The organism is Frankia nepalensis (assembly GCF_016786325.1).
Classification (GTDB): domain Bacteria; phylum Actinomycetota; class Actinomycetes; order Frankiales; family Frankiaceae; genus Pseudofrankia; species Pseudofrankia nepalensis.
The window spans coordinates 1-18,800 of the sequence record NZ_JADWYU010000027.1; the positions used below are offsets into that span (position 1 = coordinate 1).

General features: G+C 67.8%; 20 protein-coding genes and 2 pseudogenes. 12 read left to right on the forward strand and 10 right to left on the reverse strand.

The genetic code is table 11. The features are described from left to right. Positions 1-55: 55 nt before the first annotated feature. The 4 genes from I6A81_RS00900 to I6A81_RS00915 are packed head-to-tail and all read right to left on the reverse strand — an operon-like array spanning position 56 to position 2,318. Positions 56-922, reverse strand: coding sequence for an SAM-dependent methyltransferase (locus I6A81_RS00900; protein WP_307874384.1), 867 nt, complete (start codon positions 920-922; stop codon positions 56-58). Next, on the reverse strand, positions 909-1,550 hold the full coding sequence (locus tag I6A81_RS00905; protein ID WP_203003844.1) for an ATP-binding protein: 642 nt from the start codon (positions 1,548-1,550) through the stop codon (positions 909-911). Before I6A81_RS00905 ends, I6A81_RS00900 begins: the two co-directional genes overlap by 14 nt. A gap of 13 nt (positions 1,551-1,563) precedes the next feature. After that, entirely contained in the window at positions 1,564-1,932 is a 369-nt protein-coding gene (locus tag I6A81_RS00910; RefSeq protein ID WP_203003845.1) for a hypothetical protein, read from the reverse strand. After that, complete coding sequence (locus I6A81_RS00915; protein ID WP_203003846.1) at positions 1,929-2,318, reverse strand: hypothetical protein; 390 nt, start codon at positions 2,316-2,318, stop codon at positions 1,929-1,931. Before I6A81_RS00915 ends, I6A81_RS00910 begins: the two co-directional genes overlap by 4 nt. Positions 2,319-2,496: 178 nt before the next feature. On the opposite strand from I6A81_RS00915, the gene I6A81_RS00920 reads away from it, so the two are divergent. Together I6A81_RS00920 and I6A81_RS00925 are read left to right on the forward strand one after the other, a co-directional pair. Continuing rightward, entirely contained in the window at positions 2,497-3,708 is a 1,212-nt protein-coding gene (locus I6A81_RS00920) for a helix-turn-helix domain-containing protein (RefSeq protein ID WP_203003847.1), read from the forward strand. Positions 3,709-4,851: 1,143 nt separating this feature from the next. Further along, positions 4,852-5,049 carry a helix-turn-helix domain-containing protein gene (locus I6A81_RS00925; RefSeq protein ID WP_203003848.1) on the forward strand — a complete coding sequence of 66 codons (198 nt, stop codon included), beginning with the start codon at positions 4,852-4,854 and terminating at the stop codon, positions 5,047-5,049. Between the two features lie 166 nt (positions 5,050-5,215). On the opposite strand, the gene I6A81_RS00930 is transcribed toward I6A81_RS00925, so the two are convergent. Beyond that, entirely contained in the window at positions 5,216-5,665 is a 450-nt protein-coding gene (locus I6A81_RS00930) for a hypothetical protein (RefSeq protein ID WP_203003849.1), read from the reverse strand. Positions 5,666-6,132: 467 nt separating this feature from the next. Between I6A81_RS00930 and I6A81_RS00935 the strand changes: the two genes are divergently transcribed. The 6 genes from I6A81_RS00935 (at position 6,133) to I6A81_RS00960 (ending at position 9,798) form a co-directional block, all read left to right on the forward strand. After that, positions 6,133-6,321 (forward strand): hypothetical protein, encoded by a 189-nt coding sequence (locus tag I6A81_RS00935; RefSeq protein WP_203003850.1) that lies wholly within the window; start codon positions 6,133-6,135, stop codon positions 6,319-6,321. Then, entirely contained in the window at positions 6,318-6,560 is a 243-nt protein-coding gene (locus I6A81_RS00940; protein WP_203003851.1) for a hypothetical protein, read from the forward strand. The genes I6A81_RS00935 and I6A81_RS00940 overlap by 4 nt, the downstream gene beginning before the upstream one ends. A 40-nt stretch (positions 6,561-6,600) precedes the next feature. After that, complete coding sequence (locus tag I6A81_RS00945) at positions 6,601-6,924, forward strand: cysteine protease (protein ID WP_203003852.1); 324 nt, start codon at positions 6,601-6,603, stop codon at positions 6,922-6,924. A gap of 6 nt (positions 6,925-6,930) precedes the next feature. Beyond that, positions 6,931-7,134, forward strand: a complete 204-nt coding sequence (locus I6A81_RS00950; RefSeq protein ID WP_203003853.1) for an ABC transporter permease — start codon at positions 6,931-6,933, stop codon at positions 7,132-7,134. Positions 7,135-7,217: 83 nt separating this feature from the next. Further along, positions 7,218-9,386 carry a cell division protein FtsK gene (locus I6A81_RS00955; RefSeq protein WP_203003854.1) on the forward strand — a complete coding sequence of 723 codons (2,169 nt, stop codon included), beginning with the start codon at positions 7,218-7,220 and terminating at the stop codon, positions 9,384-9,386. A 187-nt stretch (positions 9,387-9,573) separates the two neighbouring features. After that, positions 9,574-9,798 (forward strand): hypothetical protein, encoded by a 225-nt coding sequence (locus tag I6A81_RS00960; protein ID WP_203003855.1) that lies wholly within the window; start codon positions 9,574-9,576, stop codon positions 9,796-9,798. Positions 9,799-9,937: 139 nt separating this feature from the next. On the opposite strand, the gene I6A81_RS00965 is transcribed toward I6A81_RS00960, so the two are convergent. Further along, on the reverse strand, positions 9,938-11,458 hold the full coding sequence (locus I6A81_RS00965) for a recombinase family protein (protein ID WP_203003856.1): 1,521 nt from the start codon (positions 11,456-11,458) through the stop codon (positions 9,938-9,940). A gap of 329 nt (positions 11,459-11,787) precedes the next feature. Continuing rightward, complete coding sequence (locus tag I6A81_RS00970; protein ID WP_203003857.1) at positions 11,788-12,441, reverse strand: deaminase; 654 nt, start codon at positions 12,439-12,441, stop codon at positions 11,788-11,790. Positions 12,442-12,942: 501 nt separating this feature from the next. Between I6A81_RS00970 and I6A81_RS00975 the strand changes: the two genes are divergently transcribed. Further along, the gene (locus I6A81_RS00975) at positions 12,943-13,215 is read left to right on the forward strand and encodes a DUF2283 domain-containing protein (protein ID WP_238429379.1); all 273 of its coding nucleotides are present in this window, start codon (positions 12,943-12,945) and stop codon (positions 13,213-13,215) included. Between the two features lie 4 nt (positions 13,216-13,219). Beyond that, the gene (locus I6A81_RS00980) at positions 13,220-13,729 is read left to right on the forward strand and encodes a GNAT family N-acetyltransferase (protein ID WP_203003859.1); all 510 of its coding nucleotides are present in this window, start codon (positions 13,220-13,222) and stop codon (positions 13,727-13,729) included. 59 nt (positions 13,730-13,788) lie between these two features. On the opposite strand, the gene I6A81_RS00985 is transcribed toward I6A81_RS00980, so the two are convergent. The 3 genes and pseudogenes from I6A81_RS00985 to I6A81_RS00995 all read right to left on the reverse strand — a co-directional run bounded on the left by I6A81_RS00985 (position 13,789) and on the right by I6A81_RS00995 (position 16,287). Then, positions 13,789-14,562 (reverse strand): aminoglycoside adenylyltransferase domain-containing protein, encoded by a 774-nt coding sequence (locus I6A81_RS00985; RefSeq protein ID WP_203003860.1) that lies wholly within the window; start codon positions 14,560-14,562, stop codon positions 13,789-13,791. Between the two features lie 76 nt (positions 14,563-14,638). Beyond that, positions 14,639-14,878, reverse strand: a pseudogene (locus tag I6A81_RS00990) (IS256 family transposase); the annotation flags it as partial. 23 nt (positions 14,879-14,901) lie between these two features. Beyond that, positions 14,902-16,287, reverse strand: coding sequence for an XRE family transcriptional regulator (locus tag I6A81_RS00995; protein WP_203003861.1), 1,386 nt, complete (start codon positions 16,285-16,287; stop codon positions 14,902-14,904). Between the two features lie 220 nt (positions 16,288-16,507). Between I6A81_RS00995 and I6A81_RS01000 the strand changes: the two genes are divergently transcribed. Both I6A81_RS01000 and I6A81_RS01005 read left to right on the forward strand, forming a co-directional pair. After that, positions 16,508-17,359, forward strand: coding sequence for a helix-turn-helix domain-containing protein (locus tag I6A81_RS01000; RefSeq protein ID WP_307874385.1), 852 nt, complete (start codon positions 16,508-16,510; stop codon positions 17,357-17,359). 1,121 nt (positions 17,360-18,480) lie between these two features. Next, positions 18,481-18,800: pseudogene (locus I6A81_RS01005) on the forward strand (hypothetical protein); the annotation flags it as partial.

Sequence of the window (18,800 nt, forward strand, 5' to 3'; positions counted from 1 at the left end):
GACGTTGCTGCGGCATCTGGCCGTGGTCGGGCGTTCGGGGCGGCGTTTGCCGTGGTCAGGGTTTGTAGGCAATCAGTCCGTATCCGCTGACGTCGCTGTCCGCGATCGGGTCGGGATCGGTATCCGGGCGCCAGCGATGCAGCCGCACGATTCCCGGCTCGACGATGTCCAGCTCATCCGGCACGAGGGCTTGGATCTCTTCGCGGGTGCGGAGCCTGAGCGGGATGCCGTTCTTGGTGTAGACGTCGGCGCCTTGGTTGGCCGCGTCGGGTACGAGGTCGGCCGTCCCGTGGCTGAGGAGCAGATAGCTGCCCGGGGTGAGTTGGTCGACGAGTTCGGCCACCAGTTCGGCCGGTCTGGCGTCGTCCAAGAAGAAGTGCAGAACAGCCAGGATCGACAGCGCGATCGGCCGGTCAAGGTTCAGGGTGTCGGTCAGATCGGGGCTGGCCAGGATGCTCGGTGGGTAGTGCAGATCTGCCGGGATGTAGGCCGTGCGGCCTTCCGGGGAACTGGTGAGCAGCGCGCGGGCGTGGGCCAGCACGACCGGGTCATCATCGACGTAGGCGACCCGCGCCGCCGGGGTGATCGCTTGGGCGATCTCGTGCAGGTTCGGTGACGTGGGGATGCCGGTGCCGACGTCAAGGAACTGGTCGATGCGGGCTTCGCTGGCCAGGTAGCGCACGGCGCGGTGGAGGAAGGCCCGGTTCGCCCGCGCGGTGGTGCCCGCGGCGGGGAACACGGCTAGGACGTGCTCGGCTGCCTGCCGGTCGGCGGGGAAGTTGTTCTTGCCGCCTAGAAAGTAGTCGTACATCCGCGCGGTATGCGGGATGTCCACTCTCAGGCCTTCGGGCCGGGGGTCCATGGCTTCGGCGGAAACGAACGTGCCATGGAGCGAGCCCATGGCGGGGTCAGGAGGGGTCACGGCCTTCCTTCTGCGTGTTGGGCGCGCTGGCCACGAATACCGGCGCGGTTGCTGAGATCGGGGTGGCTGGGCTGTCGTGCCACGGGTCCAGCGCGCGCAGCCGGTCGGCGACCCGCGCGAGTAGGTCCGGGTCGTTGTTGAACTCGACGGCCGGCAGGTCGGGATCAGGGTCAGGTATGCGATGTGCCACCCGCACCGACAGCGGCGTGGCGTCCGCTAGGGCTCCAGGCTCGGGCAGGATCGCGCCGGGGAACTGCGCCCACACGACGATCCCGCCGCGCTGGGCGCGGTAGGCGTCCCATCGGGTGCTCAGCGCTCCGATGATGGCAAGGCCACGGCCGGTCTCGCTGTCCTCGTCAGGATGCACAAGCCGCGGCTCGGCATCGTCGTTGCGACTCCAGACTTCGATGATCACGGTGCCGTTGGTCGCGGACAGCCGGATCGCGATGTACTCGTCTTGCAGTCGGCTCGCGCGTACCGCGTTCGTCGCCAGTTCGCAGACGACCAGCTCGGCGGTCTCGACGGCCTTGGGAGTGACGGCCCACTCGGCGAGCTGGTCGACGGTTTTCGCGCGTAGGAGGGGGACGGCGGCTGGGACCGGCGTGACGTGGGTGACTACCTGTTTCATGCCGACCTTCCGTCTAAACGGGCGCCCGGAACCCGTAGGTTGCCGAGGTACGCAGGTTGGTGACCTTCGTCGGCTGGTTCTCGCGCCGCGTCGGTCCGGGCTCCGGTACCGGGCCAGCGTCGGTGAGAACGTGGACGAGGATGTCGGCCACGCGATCGGCGAGAGCTTGGTCTACCGGCAACTTCACCTCCGCCGAGTCGCGCGCGAACTCGACGGTGGGCGGGTCACGCGGGGGCCAGCGTCCGTCCTCCCAGACCGCCACACGCACAAGGCTCAGAACCACCGCGAACAGACCCCGGGCAAGGTCGAACGGCGACAAGCCGCCAGAAGGGAGGGGGGACACTCCCCCTACCCCGTTGTCATGTTCGAGGCTGACGATCACTGGCCCGTTCCTGCTCGGCCGATGAACGGGCGGGCCTGTGGGCGCCAAGGCGAAAGCCACTCGGGCGCGTCTTCCTGCCCTCCCGGCGCGACACCGTCGCCCACGAGCAGAACGGCCGTAGCCACGTCGAGAACGTCACTGGACGGCGGCCCCAACACGCCCGCGTCGTCGCGGCGGACATCCGCCGTCGGTTCGTCCAGGAAGCTCAGGCCATCGGCCCACACGCGGACACGCCGCAGGTCCGGGAACACCGCCAGCAGACCCACGGCCACATCCAGCTCCGTCAGGCTGCCGGGGAAGGGCCCGGGGATCGACGTCTCGGTCTCCCCGCCGTCATCCAGCTCAAATCTGACGATCATCGTGACCTTTTCCCCTCGGTCCGGCACCTAACGGGCACCCCGAACCGGAGGGATGGCCCCTACCCGGCCCGGGGTCTGTCGCCGAGCGTGTCAGCGGGCGCGCGCGCAGTGAATCGACAGGTCGCCCTACTTTTGTGGTGGTCGGCAGGTCGGTGGGACGCTGCGCCCTAGTCGCTCTGCTACGCTCCGTATTGGAGGTGACAGAATGCCCGAGTTGACACTAGGCGACCGGATTGGACAGATTCGGCGACGCCGTAGCATGACTCAAGAGGAATTGGCGGAGCGCGCTGGAATTAGCGCGGACGTGATCCGGAAGCTAGAACAGAATCGCCGGACCACCGCGGCTATTAGGACGCTACACGCCATCGCTCGCGCGCTGGAAGTTGAAACCTCCGAGCTACTAAAGCAGGGCGTAGATTTGGACAATGAAGATAACGGCGATGCCGCTAGGCTATTGGAGCTGCACCGTATCCTCACTCCGTCGCTCGCTGAGATTCAGAGCGCCGAGGAACCGCCAACTAATGACAAGCTCCGCGCGGATGTCCTTGCCGCCACCCGCGCATACCAGAATGCGCGGTACCGGAATGCCCTCGGACACATCGCAGTTCTGCTGAGTGGAGCCGAGGCGGCAGCGTCCGCGCGCGCGGACGACTATGAGACGCGCCGGATCGTGACGTACGCCTACATCACTGCCGCGCGTACACTCATCCAACTCCGGCGCGAAGATCTCGGGTATGAAGCCGTGCGGCGTTCGCTTACGTTCGCCGAAAAAGCCGGTGATGAGGTTCTGTACGCCACATGTGGCGATGCAATGAATTGGATTCTCATACGACAAGCACGTTTTTACGAGGCAGAGCAAACGGCCACCAAGCTAGCATCCGTGATAGAGCCAAGAATCAGCTCTAGGGACGGCGCAAGATTCGGCACGTGGGGCAGGCTCCAAATCCAGGCGTCAACGGCAGCCGCGCGGAACAATCGACCGACGCAAGCCGCCGAATACCTATCGCTGGCGCGGACCGCCGCGGCAAGGGTTGATGGTGGGCAGATGAGCCTAGAGCCGTACCAGCAGATGTTTAGTCAAGACATCGTCTCGGCGATCGAGGTTGAATCCGCGCTGGTTGCGGGTGAGCCGGACCGCGCGCTAGGACTAGTGGAGTCACTCCAGATACAGCGTTGGGAGTGGGGCTCGACGTGGGAGCGCCACCTACTGACTGTCGCTGAGGCGCAGGTCGCGAACAAGAATTACGCGGACGCCAATCAGACCATCATGGAGGTTCGCGAACAATCGTCTGAATGGCTGGTCAACCAGCGGCTAGCACGCCGATTGGTTCGTGACCTGCTGGACTCACGCGGTGTCCGGTGGGCTCGGAACACTGGTCTAGCTGATCTCGCGTCCGAAATGAAGATCGCGGTATAAGTTCACGCTCCCGGTCAGGGGTCATCAGCGACAAAATTCCCCCGCTTCGGCGGGCGCCTTTGGAACGGGAGCGCGGCTAGCACGCGTGCCAAGGTCATGGAAGCGGTACCCACTCTGGCTGACTAGTCCCAATCGGCACTGGCGCCCGACGGGCGTTCTCATGAACCCGTAGACCACACTCGTTCCCGCGAGTCCTGCGCTAGGCAGCCTTGACGTTTACCGCGTCAGAGTCGGCCGCGTTCCTAGCCGGTGTCTGCAACAACAAATTCGACGCATGGCCCATGGCTAGCGCATAGCCAGCCCGACAGGGGAGCCCGAGAGGGGTCCCCCTTCCGTTGCCCCGAATGACTGCGGCGGGCGCCATCAGTTTCACGTCTGCTTGGCGTCGCAGCGCCAAACGGCCGCTGTTCCCCCCGGGGGAACAGCGGCCGTTTGGCGTGTGCTGGTTAGGCAGGTATGAGTCCCTTCGGGCAGTCACGGCGCTGGCCGTCCCGCTCGCGGAGCAGGTCCGCCAGAATAATCACTGTTGCGGGTGGCAGGAGGCGGGTCGCTGCGTCGAGAAGGCGGGCACCGCTCGCGCCGTCTGGCGCGATTGTCACGAGTTCCCATACGGCGAGTTGGTAGGGAGTGATCCCCCGATCGGGACCGGCCGCGTCTCCGACCTGCGGTATCCAACCAGGTTCGGACGTTCCGGGTTCCGTCTGTGCGTCGTGGGCATGTGGTGCGTGGTCTTTCGGCGCATGCGGTGCGCTGTCCGGCAGGTCCGTGGGCAACTCCTGAAAGATCAATGTCACGGTCGTTCCACCGCGTCCGCGCGTCGCTTCGTGGTCGACGAACACCGCCGGGGGTACCAGCCTGAGCGCGCCTACCACGTCGCGGGTGGTGGCCCCGGCCCGCACGGTCACCGCGTGACGGCCACCCGCCAGCGGTAGAACCGCGGCGCGTTCCCGGGCCGCTGGCCAGGCGGGGCGATCGTCGGGAGGGATACTGCTCATTGGGTCGCTCCTGTCTGTGTCACAGGGAGTGGCCAAGGTTCGGGGCAGTGGTCGCAACACTGCTCCGGACCGCGCGGCCGATGGTTGGGGTTTCGCAACCCCAACTCGGATGGTACGTGGGCGTTTGGGGTTGCACTAGGATTCCGGCGTGCCCGATGACGAGCTGTGGACCACGGGAGACATCGCGGAGCGTCTGGGCATCACGACCGAACGAGTCCGCCAGCTCAGCCACCGTGACGGCTTCCCGGCGCCCGCCGGGCGCGCGAAGCACATCCGTTACTGGCGAGCCCGCGACATCGAAGACTGGATCGAGAAGAACCGGCCCGATCAAGGTGCCGCGACTTAGCCTCGCGACTCCGCTTGCTTTTGCAAGCGGTCTGCAAGCGCAGGTCAGACGGCGGGGATGTGCGCGTCTTGGCCTTCGGGGATCGGGGCGCGGCGGGGCGTACATGTGTGGCCCTCTGCTCCATGGCTACTGGCGCCATGGGGCAGAGGGCCACACGCGTTGCGGGTCATGCGGTGCGGCGGCGGAGCGCGCGGAAGGGCGGCGGTGGGAAGCGTGGCCTACCGCTGGGAAGGGTGGCGTTGGGGTCGGCGCGTTCGGCGAGTGCGAGCGCGAGCGCGGTGATGACGTCGTCTTCGTAGGCGCGGGCGAATCGGTCGGCGCCGACGCCGTAGTACTTGCTGGCCAGGGTGCGGCGGGTGGTGAGGGTGGTCCGCGGTTTGGCGTTGATCGCGAGGAGTGCGCGGGCGGCGTCTCGTGACACCGCGGGAAGGGACTCCACGGCCGCGAGTAGTACCCGATGGGCGTCGGTGGCGGCCGTGGGGGTGCGGCGGCCGGTGAGGCTGGCGACGAGGGTCGGGGCGCGGCGGGCGAGCTGCGCGGGCGCCACATCACCGTTCTTGATCAGGGTGTGGAGTTCGGCGACGATCCGGGGGCTGAGGGTCAGGGCGACGATCATGGTCGGGGGGTCCGCTTCCTGGCGCGGGTGATCGGGCGATGGTCCGGGCTGGGCTTGACCGGCATCGTCGCTCACCGGCGCACCTACGTACAGCGATTTGGCGCGTACTGGCCACGTTTGCTTCCAGTTGGCTCGGTTAGGCCACCACACCGTGTCCGCGCCGCGTTCGCGCCGTGTCCGCACCGCGTTTGCACCGTGTCGGTGCCGAGTCTGCGCCGGGGAGGGTGCCGGGCCGGTCGGGCGCCGGGTCCGCACCATGTCCGCGCCGGGTCTGCGCCGTGTTCACACCGGGCACCGTGTTGGCGCCGTGTCCACGCCATATGTGGACCGTTAATGCACCGTGTATTCGCCGTGCGTTTGGTGGTGACTTCCCTATCGGGTCGGGGGAAAGTGGTCGTGGCGGAACCGCCCGGGGCACCGGGCGAGAATCCAGCCGCTTCCCTTCAACCCTTCTCGGGAGGTTCCCCGTGTATTACCGTCGTCCCTTCTGGTGGCTGGCGATCCGCTTCTTCCTGGTGATCGCGTTTCTCTACCTCGCGCTGTACTCCCTGTCCTACGTGGCGAGCCACTTCCTGGAGATCGTCGGCCCGATCATCATCGTCGGCGGTCTGATCTACGGCGCCGTGTCGCTCGTCCAGCGGGGCCGCGGCCGGTGAATCTGGCGATCGGCTTTGACCCGCTGTCCGGCGCTCCCACGGCCGACCTGTGTTCCGGTGTGTATCTGCTGTTCCCGGACATGGTGTGGTGGCTGTTGGAAACGGTGTTGGTGCTGGGCATGGCCTGGCACGTCATGAAACCCCGGCGGGTCACCACGGCCGTATGGCTGGCCGCGGTGTGGCTGCTCGCATCCGCCGCACGGTTCACACCGCAGATTCTCCCCCTGGTAGCCGGCTAATCGCTGTTCCTGCTTTCTCTATCCTTTGAAAGGGGCATCCATGTCCTTCCTGCACGGTGACACGCCGGTGGTCGGGTTCGGGCCGCTGACCTTGGACGATCTGGCGCGGCGGTCCGAGAAGGCCTACGCCGATCACATGGCGACCTACGCCGCTACCGAGGTTCTGCACCAGGTCGTCGTGTCCGCGCCGGAATACGACCGGCAGGTCGCCGAACTGGTCGACGCGGCTTACCTGCTCGTCCGGGAATTTCGCAAGAAGACCAAGGCCGAATGGCGCACCGCCTACCGGGTGTGGGCGACTGCGGCCGGTATCACGGTACCCCCGGACGCGGACGACGACTCCGACGACGACGGCGAGGATTAACCCGCCATGCAAACAACGATCGTCATTCTTCTCGGGCTTCTCCTCGTGGTGGCACTCGTCGCGCCCAGGCTACGCGCCCGTAGTCTGGTCCCGCTCGTGTGCATTCTGCTCGGCTGGTTCTGGTCCGAGCTGGGATTCATCCCCACAATCACGGAAGTCGTCGAGGCGATCGGCGGGTTCTTCGGGTCGCTGCCTATCCACCTGAACTAGTTTCCCGTTTCCCTGGCCACGCGCCCCGCCGCGTCCCCGCGCGGCGGGGCGCACGGCCACCCCTGCCTTTTGGAGTGTGTGCCATGCCCGATGACAACCTTCCCGTGCCCGCCGAACGGTCGGGCTGGGTTCCCGACATTCCCGCGGTCCTGGCCGAACTCGCCGAACTCGAAAAGGCGACGGGGCGCGAGCGTAGCTATGAATGGCCACTTGATCCGTTGCCCGACTGGACGCCGGTCCCGGTCGATCCCGCCCCGGCCCCGCGGGTCGATCCCGCCGCGGCCCTACCGGTCGACGTCGACCGGCGGCCGGTGATCCCGCCGAGTCTGCGCCCCGACCGGTTTCGCGCCACCGTGGCGCATACCGGCGGCCGGTGGGTGCACGCCAGCGCGTACCACGCCGTACGTGTCCCGTGGTACGCGGTGGTGATCGCCCGCGCGGCCGTCATCGGCATCGGACGGCTCACGGTGCGGTTCGCGCGGTGGTGGACGCACGCCGAGTCGGCCCCGGTGCGTCAGGCTGCCGCCGACGGCCGCGACGCGGCCACGTGGCTTCGCCTTGACCGTGAGGTACGGGCCACCCGGCGCGGTCGGTCCCTGCTCGTCGGGGCGGCCGTCGTCGGCGCGCTGGTGGCGCTGGCGGTTCTTACACCCGCCTACGGCGCGTTGTCGGGGCCGGAGCGGGTGGTGCTGTGGCTGCCGCTCGTCGCGGCGTTGGCCTATGCCGGACGCCCCGCCGGACGGCCGCTGATTGCGGCCGCGATCGTGGCGCCACGGTTTCGCAAGCTCAACGCGGACATTGTCCTGCGCGCCTACTACGCGGCGAAACTCGGCGCGGACAAGGACGACCAGCGCATCACGTTCGGCTCGACCATGGCCCGCGACGGCGACGGCTCCCGCGTCACCGTGGATCTTCCCTACGGGAAGGGATTCACCGACGCGGTAAAGGCCCACGGCGCGATCGCGTCCGGGCTCGACGTCGCGGTCAGCCAGGTCTTTCTGACCCGCGACCCCACGTCGCACCGCAGACACACGCTGTGGGTGGCCGACCGTGACCCGCTCGCGATCCCCGCCGGACGAACCCCACTACTCGTCGGCAAGCCCACCGACATCTGGACCCCGGCCCCGTTCGGGCTCGACGAACGCGCCCGACCCGTCACGCTCGACCTCCTGTGGAACTCGATTCTGGTCGGTGCCCAGCCGCGGCAGGGGAAGACGTTCGCGCTCCGCTCGCTGGGCCTGTTCGCCGCTCTTGACCCGTACGTGCGTATCACCGTGGCCGACGGCGGAGGGAAACCCGACTGGCGCAAGTTCGAGGCTATCGCGGACCGCGCTGTCTTCGGGCTCGCCCCGACCCGTGATGGCGATCCGGTCGAAATTTTGATCGACACGTTGCGGGAGATCCGCGCGGACGTGCAGGCCCGATACGTGGCGCTGTCCGACCTGCCCCCGGACGTGGTGCCCGAAGGGAAACTTACCCGCGAGATCGCCCGGAACCCGAAGTACGGCATGCCCGTGCGGTTCCTGCTGCTCGACGAGTTCCAGGAATGGTTCGCGACCGGCAACCCGACCGCGGACAGCGAAATCGCCACCCTGCTCGTCTATCTGATCAGGGTAGCGCCCGCGGCCGGTGTCATCATCGGCAGCGCCACACAGCGGCCGTCGGGAATCGGCAGCGGGGACGTCGCGAAGAAGTTCACCGACTACCGCGACAACCACCTTGTCCGCTTCTCCCTACGTACCGGTTCCTGGCAGGTCTCCGACCTTGTCCTTGGCGCCGGGGCGTTTAGTGAGGGGCTCGATTCGTCCACCCTTACGGCCGAACACAAGGGCGCCGGAATCCTGCGCGGCGCCAGCGAAGCCACGCCTACTGTTCGCACGTTCCTCGCGGACGCGGAAGACGCCGCCCACCTACTCGCCATCGCCCGGACGTTGCGGGTGCACGCAGGGACGTTGTCCGGTCAAGCGGCTGGGGACATCGCCCACCGCGAGTCCCGTGACGTGCTGGCCGATGCGCTGTCCGTCTTCGCGGACGGCGCCCCCGGGCTGCACTGGGCAGAACTCGCCGTACGGCTCGCGACCGCCTACCCAGAGCACTACCGCGACGTGACCGCCGACGCAATCAGCGCCCAGCTTCGCGCACTCGGCGTCCCCAGCGTCGCCGTCCGCCGTGACGGCCAGGTCCAAAAGGGCGCCCGCGTCGCGGCGATCCGCGACGCCCACCAACGCCGCACCGGCAGCGGCGGAGCGTAACCGCCAGCCGGGGGCGTAACCCGCGAGTTACACCCCAGTTAGTCACCGCACCCCATCTGACCAGCACCAACGCCACCCCGTAACGGGTAACGCCCGCACGCCGCGACGACCGCAATCGGCCGCTGGGACGGCCCGCGACAGCCGAGCCCGCCGCTACCCGTTACCCCGACCACCGGAGGGAACCCGCGTGACCGCCGCAGACGAGCCCACCCACCCACACGAGACAGACGCGGTCCGGCGCTGGCTTACCGAACAACTCGCACGCGCCCCCGAGCCGACCGACACCATGGCCGCGATCATCGTGCACGTCCTTGCCAGCATGATCGTCACCACACCGCGAGACGAGCCCCCAGAGCCCCACAGCACCACCGAAAACTCGCCCGGTCCCCCTTCCACTGACGACCATCCCTAACCGCCCCACGGCCACACAGAGCCGCACGGCAGACCGCGCGTGAACGGCGCCATCCGGCCGGACACACGAAACGGCCCCGATCCTCACCTGAGGATCGGGGCCGTTTCCTAGCCAGGGTTTCGGGTCTCAGGACGGATGGCTACGCCGTTTCCTCCTCCTCGTTGACCCAACGGATACGGACCCGCGTCACATCGAACGGCTTGTTTCCCTGCTTGCCCGGCGTGATCTCGATCCGGTCCACCACATCCGTGAGAACCTTCCGGGCCGCCGTCAGCCCCTCCGGAGTCTTCACATCGGCCTCGGCCCACACCCGTGCCGCTTCCGGACCGGTCAAGGACTGGCGCACCCGCCGCTGGGCGCGGATCTTACCGTCAATCTCCTCAATGGCCGCGAGGATGATCCGTTCGGTCCGGCCCGCGAGTTCCAGCGTCACCTCCTCGCTGGCGACCTTCATCGCCAACTCGTCAAGGCGCCGCTCCTGCGCGGCCCTCCGCTCGACCAGCCCGGCCGGTGTGTCCTCGGGACGCTCCCACGACCGGCGGGCAAGGTACGCCGTCACCGCCAGCCGCACATGAGTCTCAAGCTCCGGCCCGTCGATCGACGTCGGCCCCGCGCAGTCCTTCCGCGTACGCTTACGCGCCATCGTCAACGGCGCGTGGTTGTACCGAAACCACGACTCACTCGCAGCGATCAGCCGAAGCTTCGACTGACACACCGAACAGACCACCACCCCCGACAGCAGACGCCGCACCGGCGTACCGGTCGTGCGGCGCCTACTCGCCGCGTCCAGCCCGACCTGAACCGCGTCAAACTCGACATCCGACAGGATCGGCGGAAACGTGCCCGACCGCGCGACACGCGACCACACCCCATCCGGCCCCTGCTCCGCGTACCACCCCGCCAGCCGCGGGTTACGCATGATGTAGCGAACCGACGTCATCGACCACAACGTCGACTCATGATCGTGCTTCGTCGTGCCCGGCCCCGCAACGCCCCGGCCGTTCAGATCAGAACAGATCTTCCCCGTCGCCTCACCGGCAGCCAGACGCCGCGCAATCTCCCGGATGATCGCGGCGTGGTCCTCGTCGACCACCCACGTGATCACGATCTTTCGGCCGTCCGGGGACAGCGCCACCGTCCGACGCCACCCGTACGGCCGCCCCCCGCCCGACCACTCGTGCGCGGCACGCTTACGCGCGTGCCACCGATACATCCGGTCGCTGATCTGCTCCGACTCGTTGACCGCGTCCGTGGCCTTGTCACGAAACGCCACCCGACCCGCCGTGGTCGACAGGTCATAGACCGTCTCCCCGCCCGCGACGTCAATCGCCACGACCGCCCCGCCAGCAGTCCGCATCAACTTGGAGAACGCCGCCACCGCGGTCTCCTCGCGGTTGAGCCGGGAGGCTTCCACGACCACCACCATCGGCACGTCCGCGCCGTCCCGGATGTCGGCGATCATCCGGTCATAGTCCGGGCGGACCACATCGTCACGACTCGCCGTGATCCCGTTGTCGCAGTACCATTCGGTGATCGTCACACCCTGGGTAGCCGCCCACAGCAAGATCAGCTCTCGCTGAGCCTCGACCCCCAGAGCCTCCCCCGTCTGATCGACCGACCGACGCAGGTAGGCGACATACCGCAACCGACGGTGCGCCATGGGGTCGAACCTACGGCCCGACCTGGCCCGACGGGAAGCCTGTACCACCTGAGACATGGGTACGCCATTCGGCGATTTCTGTCCGTTTGTCCCTGAACGTCGTACAGACCTAGTGATCTCCCGAGGAGACCAGGCCGGGACCGGGTGAAGATCGCCAGTTGTGTACACGGATCGGCGGTCGGGGACCCGCGGGCCACGATCCGGAAAGCGCCCAGGGCCCGCCGGCTGGTCCGGACTCGGACAGTCCGACTGATCGTGAGATCTGGGCGAAGAGACCGGCCTGAGACGTCAGCGCCCGAGATGGCTGCGCCGGTCGGGTCTCGCGGCGTTCATGATCGGAGCCGCGGTGACCTCGGGTTACCGCTTGGGATGAGGGGACACAGTTCGTCGATCAAACTGTCGACGCCTACCCCGCGGTCCACGGCATGGGAGATCGTGGAGGCTACTGAGGGCTGAGCGGCGAGGGTGACGAGGTCGGGGATCTCATCTCGCCAGGGGACGCTGGCGGGCCCCTTCCCGGGACGCCGGTAGAAGTAGTGGCAAGTCATGAGAAGCCCGGTGACCGTCTCCACCATGTCGTCAGCGGGTCCGACGATGTCGAAACGGCGGCAGCTGACCTGGGGATTGCGGACGACCATGGACGTCGCCGCTCCGCCGTAGTGGTCTCTCCAGCCGTAGTGGAGGACGCCGACTCCGGTCTGGAGCGCGGCGCCCATACACAGGCAGCAGGGTTCCACATTCGTGTAAAGAACGTGATGTTGGAAACTGCCCCCGTAGGGAAGCTGCGCAAGCGCGTTGACCTCAGCGTGCGCGATGCGGGTGTTGGAGAGCTGCCCGGGAAGCGGGATGTCCTCGTGACGGGTGCTACGCGCCTGTCCGACCGGCGCACCGGACCCGTCCAAGACGACCGCGCCGACGGGCAGGCTGCCGGCCCGGTATGCCTCCCACGCGAGAGACATCACCAGCGGCCAAGGAAACTCCATCCGATCAGGATGGCACTATCGGCAACGCCGAACACACACCCTGTCGCGTCGGCTGGTTGTTCGCACTGCCAGATGGCGGCGACGCGCCGACGTGCACGGGTGGGTGGCAGGCCCGACACGCCCGGGGTGCCGAGCGAAGCGAGGCGGGGCCCCAGGGCATGTCGGGCCTGACGGGCCCCGCCCGGGTACGTCGCGTGTGGCGCCGCGCGGCGCCACACCACGCCACCACCCTATGAGCATGATGATCCTCATAGGTGAGGTCACGAGACACAGCGCGCGACGCCTACCAAGGCGCGGCGGGCGGCCGCAGGCCGCTCGCCCTTGAAAAAGATAAAGACAATTAGCGACGATCTTTCCTCGGCGGCATGTCCTCGACGACGGCATGTCCTCGACGACACTGCCTCAGCAGCTGTGTGCCTCAGCAGCCTTGGCTCCTCTCGGCTCGGTCTGTCCTGTCACCCGGCGCTCTCGCGACACCGGCCCTGTGCCAGCCTGGTGACCATGTACGCAGAGGCCCGCATCCCGCTGATCTGCACCTACGACAGCGACGCCGACGCGGCGTACATCTACCTCGAGCACCCGATCCCACCCGCGGCCGCGCGGGTCCTGCCCTTCGACCCCAGCCAGGGCATGTTCAGCCTGGACCTCGACGCCGCCGGCCACGTCCTCGGCCTGGAAATCCTCGGGGCCCGCGCCCGTCTACCACCCGCTCTCCTCCAGGCGATGCTGAAACACGACTCGGACCAGATTGAGAAAGGGGACGGCCTACCCTGACTGGGTGTCCTCTGTGGAGATCCGGATCTGTGAGGGTTCGAGTCTCGATCTTCTTGATCGCTGGATACCTTCCAATGGCCGGACGAGCTTTCATCGTCGCCGGTTCGAGCAGCAGGTGGCCGGGTCGGGGACCTACCTGGTGGCCTGGCTGGATCAACGGCCCGTGGGACACCTGCTGATCCTCTGGACGGGCTGTGCGGCAGACGAGTCGCGACACTGGCCGGTTCGATGCCCCGAACTCAATGCTCTCGGAGTCTGGCCACCGCGGCAGCGCCGCCAGGGGATCGGCCGAGCGCTCCTGGGCCGGGCCGAGGCGATGGTCGCCGAGCGCGGCTACGTGGCGGTCGGTCTCGGTGTGGCCGATGACAACCCTGACGCCTTCCGCCTCTATCAGCGCCTCGGTTACACGACGCGGGTAGGGCGTTACGTCGACCGTTGGACCTGGGTCGATCATGACGGTGTCGAGCGCCAGGAGGCAGAGCCGTGCACCTTCCTCGCCAAGAGTCTTACGTGAGAAAGGGAAGCTCGTACGAGAAATTGTCAATACCTGTGGATTGAGCGCGGGGAGGGCGGTCAGCCGGTTCTTGTAGGTTGGGGTGCGTCGTTGATGACCATGTCTACGAAGGTCAGCGCTTCGGTCCGTCGGGTGAGGGGGTTGCGGTAGAGGGACCGGCGATGATCGGCACGCCGGATGCGTAGGCATTCGTCGATGATGCGATGCCACTGTGGTTCGAAGGTGGTCCGTGCGTATTCCCCTGCCGCCACCTTAGAGATGATCTCACCGGTGGTGAGCGTGTGGTGGAGCCGGCTGACACCGAGCACGCCCCAGGCCGACCCCCGCGGCGTGAGGCAGGTCAGGCCGGCGGGCGTGGGTAGACGGGAGCCGCGGCGCCACCATCGCCGCCAGTAGTCGTCGAGGTTGCCGCGCGTCCAGCGAGCGAGTTCCTCCGGGTTGGCCGCGATATCGATCTCGGCAGGCTTGGGGCCGCGGATTGCCGCGCCGTGGCGGGCCAGGCTGTGCCAGGTGACCGGGTGGCGTTGGTGGTCGCAGCGCGGATGGAACCGTCGGCCGTAGGCATGCGGTCCTGGCGATGCCTGTCCTGGATCCCGGGCGAGGTCGAGCCACGTGGTGTAGATCCCGTCGAGGAGCGGGCGGCGGGACAGGTGGGCGTGGATGCGGGTCAACGCCGCGACCTGCTGGTCTGCAGGGGCCGTGGTGGTGACAGCGACAAAATCGACGTCGCTGGCCCCGGGACGGAAATCGTCCAGGGCCGCGGACCCGATCACGTAGAAGCCTTCCACGAGATCGGGATCTATGGCGTCGACCGCCAGCAGGTAGGTGTCCACGGCATCACGTACCGTCGCAGGTAGCGTCATGTCCCGTGATTGTCTGCCCGCGCCGAGGTGCTCTCCGGGGCGGGGCTCATGCGGCGGCCGTCTGGCAGCGTTCGACCAACATGCCGCCGGTGAACGTGGCGCCGGCGCGCAGGAGGGCAACGAGGTGGGGCCCGTTGACGGCCCGCCAGCGGGTCTGAGCGGACTCGATGAGCTTGAACGCCATCGCGCCAACCCGGCAACCCGGCAACCCGGCTGCCGGGCCCTTTGGTGACCTTGGTGCGGTGGCGAACGTCGACTCGATAGGGTTCGTCGTGCGCAGGTGGATCGTACGAGTCCGGCCAGTGCCGGTTAGACGGCTTGCGCGGCCGGCAGTGCCCTGCGGGAGGCTGTGACGATCTCGCCAAGTTCGCGGACGGCGGGTAGCTCGGGCCAGCGTGCGTCCATCTCCTGCCACATCTGCGCGGCCTGTTGGATGACGGAGCGGGTGGGTCGGCCGTCGAGGATGGTCAGCGCGCGGGTCGCCGCGTCGGCTGCCTGCTCGGGGTCGGGGTCGGTGCGGCGCAGGTAGGCACGGCACAGGGAGTTGTAGGTCCCGCCGATCTGGACGTAGTGACCCGGTCCGGCGGCGATCTCGGCGTCAAGGCCGATCCGGGCGTGCTGCTCGGCGCGGTGCCCGTCGCCGAGATGAGCGAGGGTCACGGCAAGGAATCCGTTGGCGAATCCCGCGTCACCGGGGTTCGGGCCGGGCAGGATGCCGCCCTGCCAGACGTGCTCCTGCAGGTCGGTGAGTGCGGCGCGGGCATCTTCTGGGCGTCCGGACAGTGCGGCGGCGCGAGCTTCGCAACCGGCGAGGATCGGTCGGGTGAACGGGTGGGCTCCGTGTCGGGCGGCTGCGGCGATGTCCGCGGCCTGGGCGTGGGCGCCGGTGAAGTAGGCGAGCGAGGAGCGCATGGCGGCGACGGAGCCGGCCAGCAGGGCGACGTCTGACCATATGGCGGTGGTGGCGGGCAGCAGGTCGCGCGCTTCGTCGGCATGTTGGGCCGCGACGTGGAAGAACGAGCGGGCTGAGCGGTCGTCGGCCAGATCGAACGCGAGGGTGCCCAGATAGAAGGCGAAGTTGCCGGCGAGGAGGGTCATTCTTCCGCGCACGCGGGGGGATACCCGGGCGTCGAGGACTCCTTCGACAGTCTGCCAGTTCGTTCCGACTGTGGCCGCGAGGGTGGCGTGCGGCGTGGTGCGGTAGGTGTCCGCGACGTGGTGGAGATCGGCTTCGTACTGGTCCAGGGTGAGCGGGTCGGGGTCCGCGCGGGCGATGCGGTGCGATAGTTCGGCCGCCGCGGGTCCGAGGGCGAGTAGGCGTAGGGCGTGTCGTCGGTCCGTGGGGCTCGCCTCCTCGGCCGTGGGGGCGTGTCCATCATCACGCGGTATCCAGACAGGCACCATCCCTCCCTGGGCGGGGAGGGCCGGGTCACGCTCGGGCAATTGGTCGGTCGGCGAGAGCAGGACGTCGGTGTCGATGCCGAACATGGTTTCCAGAACGCGGCGGGCGACGGGGTAGGGCCTGGTGACGGTGCCGGCGAGCCAGCGTTTGGCTTGGCGTTCGGTGATGCCGTAGGTGTCGGCGTTGATGGTCGCTGCGGCGGTGGCGTAGTGGCGGCAGAAGTCCTCGACGGTCCAGTGCCGTTCGACCAGGAGGTGTGCGAGGAGAGTGCGGGGTCGGGGCTGCGGGGGCATGGCGTCCTCGGTATCCGGCGGTGTGTGCTGATCGTGGCGTGGGCGGAGCGCGGTGTCACCAGCGATTCGCGGGGGCGGCGTAGATGTCCCGGAGAAGTCCCCGAAGAAGTCCCTATCCCGCCTCGGTAAGACGTCCGGAGACATCACGATCGTCGGCACTTTCGGGAATGGATCTGTGATCGATCGTCGCGGAGATGACCTCAATGCACGGAGGTGCTCTGTGACGGTCGTGAAGGTCGCGCTGGATGGCGGTGACGCGGGTCTGGTGCCGGTGGACCTGGGTCCGGTGCGGTTGCCGCGTCGGGCGGGGGTGTTGCTGGACGCCTATCCGTTCGCCGTGGCTGACGACTGGGCGTCGGCTGCCGCGCTGAACGACCGGATGAATGCTTGCCGGATCAGCCAGCAGCGGCTCGCGGCGCAGTCGGGGATCTCGGTAGCCACGATCCGCGTCGTACAGCGGGGCATGGGCCGGCGGCAGGTCCGGGATGCCACGTTGACGGCGCTGTGCCGCGCGTCGAACTGGCCGGACGATCATCTGATGCGTGTGCTGGTCGGCAACCAGATCAACGTGGCAGCCGGCGGAGACATCGACCTGGCGTCCCGGTCGTCGCCGCGTCCCTCGGCCGGTGGGAACCACGCGGGGACGTCTACCTGCGTCTTCATGAGCAACGGGTCGCTGCGCGAGGTCGAGACCTGCCCGTGGGCTTACGGCCTTCTCCAGCCCGCACGGCTCCCTATATGTATCCAATATTCAACAGCTTCGTTCAGGCGCCTGGCAGAACGCCTCCGAGCCGAGCAGCGCATCCCGATTCCGGGCGCACCCCCAAACGGTCATCGTGACGAGGCCCGGAGCGCGGTTCGTTCCAGGTCGCGCGGTCCGCCACGGCCCTCGACGCCAGCCGACGGCCGGAACCTCGGCGCGAAATCTGGGCACGGCAACGGCGCGCCGCCTCTCGTATCCCGCCTCCGGGTGCCGGTCCGGCCCGGCCCCGACCGCGACCACCGGGCAATGATTCACCGCGCAACCACCGGCCCGGCCCAGGTAGGACATATCGCCAACATCGATGATTGACATCCGTCAGGCGGCGGTGATAGACACCACATCCATGGAACGGGGTGCCGGAGAAGTCGCCAGGTCGTGAGGCAGGGCGAATCGAGACACGTCAGCGGGTGTTCAGCCTTGCGACAGCCAAGTTCCGACGCCGAGGTAGAGTCCACGCGGACATCGGCGCGATCGCCTCCGTGGCAGTCATGGGACGGAGCGTCTTTCATTTCATTTCCGACGAGGGAGTACGTCTCCGTCGATCGGCGTCACTCACTGGATCTGGTGGGTGCAGTCTCGTCACGGCCATCGGCTGGTAGCGACCCAGCATCGTTCCGCTACGACGCTACCTCCCTTCATTCCCTCTTCCGGCTGGATCCGCGGTGCTCTGGCCGAAGAACCAGCCGTCCAGGCAGCGAACCTTGGTTCGGGTGCGAGTTCGCATCGAACCTGTCGCGTATCGTCGCCACCTTGGATGTGCCGCCGACCCGGCGAGGCACGAAGACAGCGGCACGGGCCCGGATCGCCAGAGACCGCGGTTCACCCCTGTTCGCGCTCCGTGGAGCGCACACGACGTCTTGAGCCCCTACGGCACGTCCCCGTAAACACGTACAGGCTCCCTTGAATACCTGAGAGACTGGAAGCCGTCGCACGGTCGGTCATCGACGGATGGAGCGGGCGGCGGGCATATCCTTTTCTCCCGCGTCTCCGGCACACTCGGCGAAGCTCGCGCGTCACGGACGATGCCAGGACCGGAGAAGTTCTTCGCGTCCACGAGAGCGGCCGGCCATGGCCCTCTCCTGACTTCGACGACAGCGCCAGAAATCGCGGGCGGGGCAGCCCTTCATCGATGGCCCTCCGTTTGGTAACCACTGTCCGGGCATCGCCTGACGAATGCCCGGCGTGGCGGCGCGCCGCCACGATCTTGTTCCGTGTCCGCCTTCCACGGCCGCACGGTTAGGCGGTTAGGCGGTTAGGCGGTAAGGCGATTACGGCGACTTTCCACGCCCGGCCTGGCGACCGGACACGGGGAAGCGTCCCGTCATGAACAGAAGCAGGCGAAAACCGCCGCCAGAAACCACTGCCGCCAGGAAATTTTGCCGACCGTCCTGTCCGGGGCGGCGGGGTGTATCTCGATGATGGGAGAAGTCATGGCCGAAAACGTGTCCTCCGCCGCCGACGCCACCGCCGCCGAGGAAGGAGCCGATGGCTCTGGCTTACGGCCCGCTTCGGCCCCCACCAGACGTACCCTGTTCGGCGCGGCGGCGGCGCTTGGCGTCGCGGCGGCGGGCGGGCTAGGCGCCTCACCCGCGCGGGCGGCCACGGCCTCGGCCGGGGCGGCCGGGGTAACGGAGGTCCGGGAACGGGCAGTCGTCGTCGGTTCCGGGTTCGGCGGGGGTGTCACCGCGTTGCGGCTCGCCCAGGCCGGTGTTTCGACGCTCGTCCTGGAACGTGGCCTGCGCTGGCCCAC

Coding starts and splice junctions, on each gene's coding strand:
- I6A81_RS00905 (WP_203003844.1), bottom strand. CDS start 1,550: ATGAAACAGGTAGTCACCCACGTCACGCCGGTCCCAGCCGCCGTCCCC.
- I6A81_RS00945 (WP_203003852.1), top strand. CDS start 6,601: ATGTCCTTCCTGCACGGTGACACGCCGGTGGTCGGGTTCGGGCCGCTG.
- I6A81_RS00930 (WP_203003849.1), bottom strand. CDS start 5,665: ATGATCGTCGCCCTGACCCTCAGCCCCCGGATCGTCGCCGAACTCCAC.
- I6A81_RS00970 (WP_203003857.1), bottom strand. CDS start 12,441: ATGGAGTTTCCTTGGCCGCTGGTGATGTCTCTCGCGTGGGAGGCATAC.
- I6A81_RS00950 (WP_203003853.1), top strand. CDS start 6,931: ATGCAAACAACGATCGTCATTCTTCTCGGGCTTCTCCTCGTGGTGGCA.
- I6A81_RS00965 (WP_203003856.1), bottom strand. CDS start 11,458: ATGGCGCACCGTCGGTTGCGGTATGTCGCCTACCTGCGTCGGTCGGTC.
- I6A81_RS00995 (WP_203003861.1), bottom strand. CDS start 16,287: ATGCCCCCGCAGCCCCGACCCCGCACTCTCCTCGCACACCTCCTGGTC.
- I6A81_RS00955 (WP_203003854.1), top strand. CDS start 7,218: ATGCCCGATGACAACCTTCCCGTGCCCGCCGAACGGTCGGGCTGGGTT.
- I6A81_RS00975 (WP_238429379.1), top strand. CDS start 12,943: ATGTACGCAGAGGCCCGCATCCCGCTGATCTGCACCTACGACAGCGAC.
- I6A81_RS00920 (WP_203003847.1), top strand. CDS start 2,497: ATGCCCGAGTTGACACTAGGCGACCGGATTGGACAGATTCGGCGACGC.